Source organism: uncultured Dokdonia sp. (assembly GCF_947492535.1).
Classification (GTDB): domain Bacteria; phylum Bacteroidota; class Bacteroidia; order Flavobacteriales; family Flavobacteriaceae; genus Dokdonia.
In genome coordinates this window covers 1-6,468 of the sequence record NZ_CANLNH010000033.1, presented here as the reverse complement: position 1 = coordinate 6,468, position 6,468 = coordinate 1, and the positions used below count along the sequence as shown (strand labels likewise).

The 6,468-nt window shown below is 35.8% G+C and carries 2 protein-coding genes; both read right to left on the bottom strand.

Features of this window, described 5'->3' with window-relative positions; all coding sequences use genetic code 11:
* The coding region (locus tag Q1A60_RS21395) for a choice-of-anchor D domain-containing protein (protein ID WP_299770477.1) at positions 1–5,822 on the bottom strand (5,822 nt) is incomplete at its 3' end.
* Positions 5,823–6,280: 458 nt separating this feature from the next.
* Positions 6,281–6,468, bottom strand: a 188-nt coding sequence (locus Q1A60_RS21390; protein ID WP_299770461.1) for a hypothetical protein, incomplete at its 5' end; no start/stop codon positions are given.

The following is a 6,468-nucleotide window of genomic DNA, read 5'->3' as shown; positions in this document are numbered from 1 at the left end:
AATTGAATTTCTCCATCATACGCTCGATCTATCCCAAATGTTGTGGTTGGATCTACCGTAAGAAGAAGTTGTCTGTGGTATAAACTTGGAGAGTCAAAACCAATTCTAAACTTCTCACGCATATCTGGAGCATCCAAATCAGAATCATCTAGTTGCTGATCCATAGATGAATCATTTTCTTCTTCTTCTCCAAATAAGAAGATAGAAGCTCCTGTCTTTCTTACAAAATTACGCTGTGTGTTGTTAAATACAATATCACCATCACTATCGGCAGCAACAAAAAATCCTTGTCCTACTGGAATGTAACGCTCTGGTGTCTTTGTACCACTACCTATATCTGACACATCAGGATGACTCACTGCTGGTGTTCCTCCAGAGAGTGTATATAATGCATATCCAGCTTGGTAATCTGCTTGGATGTGATTTCCACCTCCATAGTGCTCCCATAAGTATAATGTACCATCCAAATGTGGATTATCATTAATAAAATCATTGGCATCTAAAGCCGATGGGAATGGATTTCCTACGATATAATCTCTATCTGCAATGGCAGGCACTACAATAGATTGTGCATCCGTACTATTATTAGGTTTTCCAGCAAACACATAGTTCTGAGGATCTATAATCGCTCCTGATCCAGGACCTTTCATCGTATATCCTTCACCTACACTCACACTTCCTGTAGATCCAATAGGCTGAAATTGTTCAATACCATTTCCATACTTAAATATCCAATACGAGCTAATCGTAATAGGAGAGGAAGGTGCACCATTTAATTCTCCACTAAAATTCATTACTGATGGATTGTTAGGATCTGTACCATCATTCATAATACCTCCTACGGTATAATCTGTATTAATTTGAGAATTATTAATAGTACTCACAGGAGATGACCAGATATTATACGAATATGTATCTGCTGTACCTTGCTGATCTTTTTCTAAAGATCCCGTGCTTGTGATATCTAGATCACTGTTTTCGGTTTGTACTAGTTGTGATTCATCTACAAGATCTAATAAACCATCTAGTTTAAGGTAATGAGACACTTCAATCTTACTATCATTTTCTATAGATAATTCATTCGCCTGTACATCTAGTCCAAGCACGGTATTATTTTCTTGTGTAGTAACATTATGTGCTGTTTGCACAATATTCCAATCCACACGTACTGTATTATCTACAATAGATGCCGCATTAGGAATTTGGAATCCAGTTCCGTTTTCCCATGTAGCTTGATCTGTCCAGTTTCCATCAGCTTGAGACACATATGGTAGTGGTGCCGTTTGAAAATCTACCGTTTTTAAGTTTTTAATTGCAGCCACGACTGTATTACTAGAAGCTCCCTTGACATTAGTAAAAGCATAAGTAGTCATAGGAAAGTATCCATCTAATGATAACCAAGGTATAGCATCAATCTCATTCTTAGAAATTGTAGCAGGAATCACCTCTCCTCTCACCATAAGGTTTGTGTTTTCTAGTATTTCCTGATTCATTATGAATCGAATTTGGCTTGCTGTTAGAGCAGCATCCCAAACTCTCACTTCATCAATAGTTCCTTCATAAAAATCTGCAGGAGTACTTCCTCGTCCTGCTGCGATTAAGAATTTCTCATCATTTGTAACAGGAGCCGTTAAAGGCGCTTGAATATCCAACACACCATCTATATAAAGACTTGCCGTGCTTCCATCGTAAGAAACTGCAATTTGGTGCCATTCATTATTAGGAATTTGTGTGTTTGACGTTATACTTTGAGTACTTCCGTTCTCCCATATCATACTCACTGTACGATCTGTATTAATCTTTAACTCATATCCTTCACTAAAAGAAGAATCGTTCTTTGAAAGTACTGTATAATCTTGACTCGAATGTTTAATCCATGTTGATATTGTAAAATCTCCATCAATATCCAAATAATCTTGGGCATCCATATAGTCTGTTGTCCCATTAAACGTAATAGAACGATCAAACACATAATCTGGCGCATATCCAAACGTAATATACTTTGTACCTTCAAAATCATATTCAGCTTCAACATTATCTCCATTTGGAAGCATAATGCGATATTCTGAACTAGGGTTAAACGTTGGTGTATCTGAAATAAACATAAAGAAACTCCCTGGCGGATCAAGTGTAGCGCTCAATGCTATTTCGGGAACAGACACTTTAACTCTTCCAACAGTTCCTGTTTCTACTACTTTCCAAGAACGTTCTACAGATGTGATATCAACCACTGTATTTAAGCCTGCAATATCATCACTTAAGTCTACAATAATAGATGCTGCAGCATTCAAACTTCTATTATCATTCCCCCACATTAGGAAATTCTTATCAGCTATCGTATTTGTATTATTAGTTATATTTTCATTATTTGTACTATACACATCAGTAAGCGCCATAGTTACAATAGCTCCGGGATTTACAGATATCGATTGCTTTTGGTTTAACCCTGAAGTAATATCTCTACCTATACCTGCAATGTCATAGTTATACCCAGTATGAGCAGCAACATTCCACATGACAGAACCGTCGGAATCTATATAATTTTGATCTCCTAATCGTGTAATGGAATTACTAGTAACATCGTGTAATGTAATACCATATTTAACTGCTAAATAGGATTGAATTTTTTCTTGATCAAATATGGTTAAAGGGTTCGCATAACTAATAACCTCTGACATTTTTCCATTGAAATGTGAATCATAATTAGTTCCTCCAATAGTAATACGACCTACCCCTAAAATATAACTAGAGTTTGTCACATTAATATATGGTAAATCTTCTGATGGAGAACCTGTGGTTTTTCCAGTGTAGTTATCTACTCTGATTCCATTTTTATAGATTTCGGTTTGATTTCCAGCATTATTAACTTTTATATTTAAGATAATAGGTTCATTATCATAACTATCGGTACTACTTGTATAAGCTCTTCCGTAACTACCATCTCCAATGTCTGATGCAGAAGCACTTGTTGCTCCCACCATATGACTGACAATATTATCCACACCACTAAATCGTAATGACCCTGGATTGATCCACAGTCCAGTACCATCTTCAGAAAATTGATCTCTAGAAACTCTTCCAGCAATAACTCCCTTAATAGGGCTTGAGGAATTTATACTTCCATCAGCTTGCATTACAACCCAATAATCTTGTGTATTAAATCCTCCTTTTCCTTTTAACTCTGAATCAATAACATCATTAAAACTCACTACTGGATTGTAATTTATATTTTCATTGATATCATCATAATAAATAGGTTGTTGCCCACTGTCCCCGCGTGTCGCATTGTTATCTAATGCTTGATCTTCCCAAGCCGCTAACTGACCCGCATTACTTGCTCCTCCAATACCTTCAGTTGTTTTCAACCAAAGTTTTAGATTCGTATTTACTCCTGCAGGACCTATAGTTGGATCATCAGATACTATTGGATCACCTAAAACGAATACATTATCAAAATTCACTCCATTATCATTTTGACTATTGTCAGATGCAAAATGCACTCTAAAACGAGCTACGGGGTTATTTACTAATTCGACAGGCAGATCAACACTTGCTTGAATAAAATCAGATTTCGTAGCACTTACGATATCAAAGCTGAATCCAGCCCAACCATCGGTACCATTTCCTAAAGCATCTACATTATCCCCATTATACCAGTTATCCACTTGAGGATCTGCAAAAGCACCTAATATAAACCATGAAGCTCCTCCATCTGGAGAATATTCGACATTCATTCCGTCGTCACCCCCAGTATCTCCATCGGTATCATAACGGATATCAATTTTAAATGTTAAATTTTGATATCCTGAAAGATCAATAATAGGGCTTGTTACATATGTATCTGAGTTGGAAGCATAGTCATCGTAACTATCTGTATACCAATAATCACCTTCTGTTCCTACTTCGACAGCATTGGTACCATGTGTCCATATACTACCCCCACCAGGGTTCGAGGCTACCCAATTATCATCGCTAGTATCAAAATTGGCATAGTATGGAGTTTCTAATGGGTTTTCATTCTCAATAGCCGTTCCAGTAATCGTAAACGAATAATTCGATTCATCACTATCATCACTTACTACCGTAACCGTAGCCGAATGCGTTCCTAAACCAAAAGGGTTATATTGTACTTGAAAAACGGTTGATGATGAAACTGCTATAGAACCCAAAGGTTCTGTTTGAATAGAAAATTCAGAAGCATCAGGACCTGTAATCGTTAAATAAGGTGGCGGACCCGATAAGGTTAATGCTCCTGATCCTACATTATTTATAGTGAAATCTACATTCTTCTTGGTCCCTAAAGAAATGGTACCATAGTCCGTAGCGTCTACAGTACTTGGGCTTACATCACCATCAATAATTTCTACACCATTCCCTGTAATCTCTATTTCTGGAACAAAAGTTACTACCCCCACTCCCGTAATATTAAATGTAAATGGATTCTCATCAGGGTCATTATTAGCTATACTAACTGTCGCAGTATGAGTTCCTACACTTAAGGGGTTATACGTTATTTGGAAAGTAGTGGTCCCTCCATTATTTGAAATTACATTATTTGGAATTATAGTAACCGAAAATTGTCCCGCATCTGCTCCTATAATATTTACATAAGGAGAAGGATCTGTTAAGTCTAATCCTAATAGTCCCGAATTAATAATCACAAAATCACTACTTACTGGAGTAGCTAAAGTTGTAAATCCAAAGTCAGTCCCGTCAAAGACAGAAGGGATCATATCTCCAGATGCAATAGCATTTCCAAGTCCTGACACATTAATTTCAGAAGAAGGAGCAACTCCCGTACCCATAATATCAAAAACATAAGGGTTTTCATCACTATCATTACTAGCAATAGATACTGTAGCAAATCTATCTCCTAACCCAGAAGGTGTAAACCCTATTGCAAAAGCAGTACTTCCATTAATAGGTGCAACAGGAGTAGTCGGTATTGATGTTAAGGTAAAATCACCTGCATTTGTTCCAGAAATAGTTACATATGGGCTTGGACCTGTAAGTAATAACTCTAAAATCCCTAAATTTTCAATAAAAAAGGTACTCGAATTAGATAATCCAAGTGTAATATCCCCAAAATCAGTTCCATCAGTAACTGTAGGAGTTATATCCCCACTTACAATATCATTCGCTAAACCAGTTACATTAATTTCAGGATTAACAGGAGTCACGGTTACTTCTACATTATCTATAGCCATATCACTCGCAAAGCCATTACCTGTAGTTCCAACAAATCTTACATTGACTGTATTCCCTGCATACGCATTTAAATTTAAAGAAGAAGTAATCCAAGGCGCAGTAGTTGAAGTTTGTTGTGGACCTGATAAAGTTTGTAATATGTTCCAGCTAGCTCCACCATCATCACTTACTTCCACACTTATTTGCCCTGTAGCAGAGCCGTACATATGATAATCAAAATTAAAGGTAGCCCCACCTACAGCCGTAAAATCAAAACAAGGACTGGTTAAAATAGCCGTTGCATTAAATCCCATAGCACCAGGGCCTGAAGTAGATGCCTCTGTAAACATATAAAAGTTTCCGTCACTTGCGGCGGCAGGTCCTGTATTATTTGATGGCGTTCCATTATTATCACGGGTCCAATCCCCATCATCATCCGTATTTTGAGTAAAATCAAAATTTGCAGTTTCAAAACTTTCTGTATAGGGGAAAGTATCTATAACAGTTCCCGTACAAGCAAAAGAAGCATTATTTTCTTCTTTTTCAATAGTAGCATGTAAGGCTAAAGGAAATAATAGAAAAAAAATAAATAACCTAAGTAGAATGGTTACTCTTTGATAAGTAATAGTTTTCATTTTAGTCATGTTGCTATAAAACACTTAAACAGTATTTTATAATGATTTGGGTATGCTAAAAATACAAAGGTTTTTACTTATTTCAATTACGGAAAAACCATAATTAATATTTTGTGTATTTCATCTATGATTTTATGTATTTCATCGAATATATTATGATATCAATAATAATTTACCGCACAAAAAAAGTCTTATTAAACTATCTTTATCATAAACATTCTTTTAATGAAGAATCAATAACATCCTTTTTAGAAACTAAAAATTCAAATTATAGAGCAAAAACAAGTAAAATAATACTTGTTAGCACACACATAATTAATGATCGTATTTGTTATAATTTTTTCTACTTTGACAAGCTCAGTATAATATTTTACGTCTGGTTGCCTTAGTATATTCTTTTTTTTGCTTTCGCGAAAACATCCTTTTGTTGCATTTCCTTCGCGTCTAATATGTGTTTTTTAAGACGGGAGATCGCCACTAATTTTAAGACATCGAAAGATGGTGTCTCTACACTCCACTCGATGTAATACTCTCTTCATAAAGCTATAAAGCATATACAAAATTACTTCATAAAAGTTTTTTGATATTGTTATATAAAAAGCGTCCATAAATAACTTTTCCATATATCCATCTCCCGCTTTCGCGA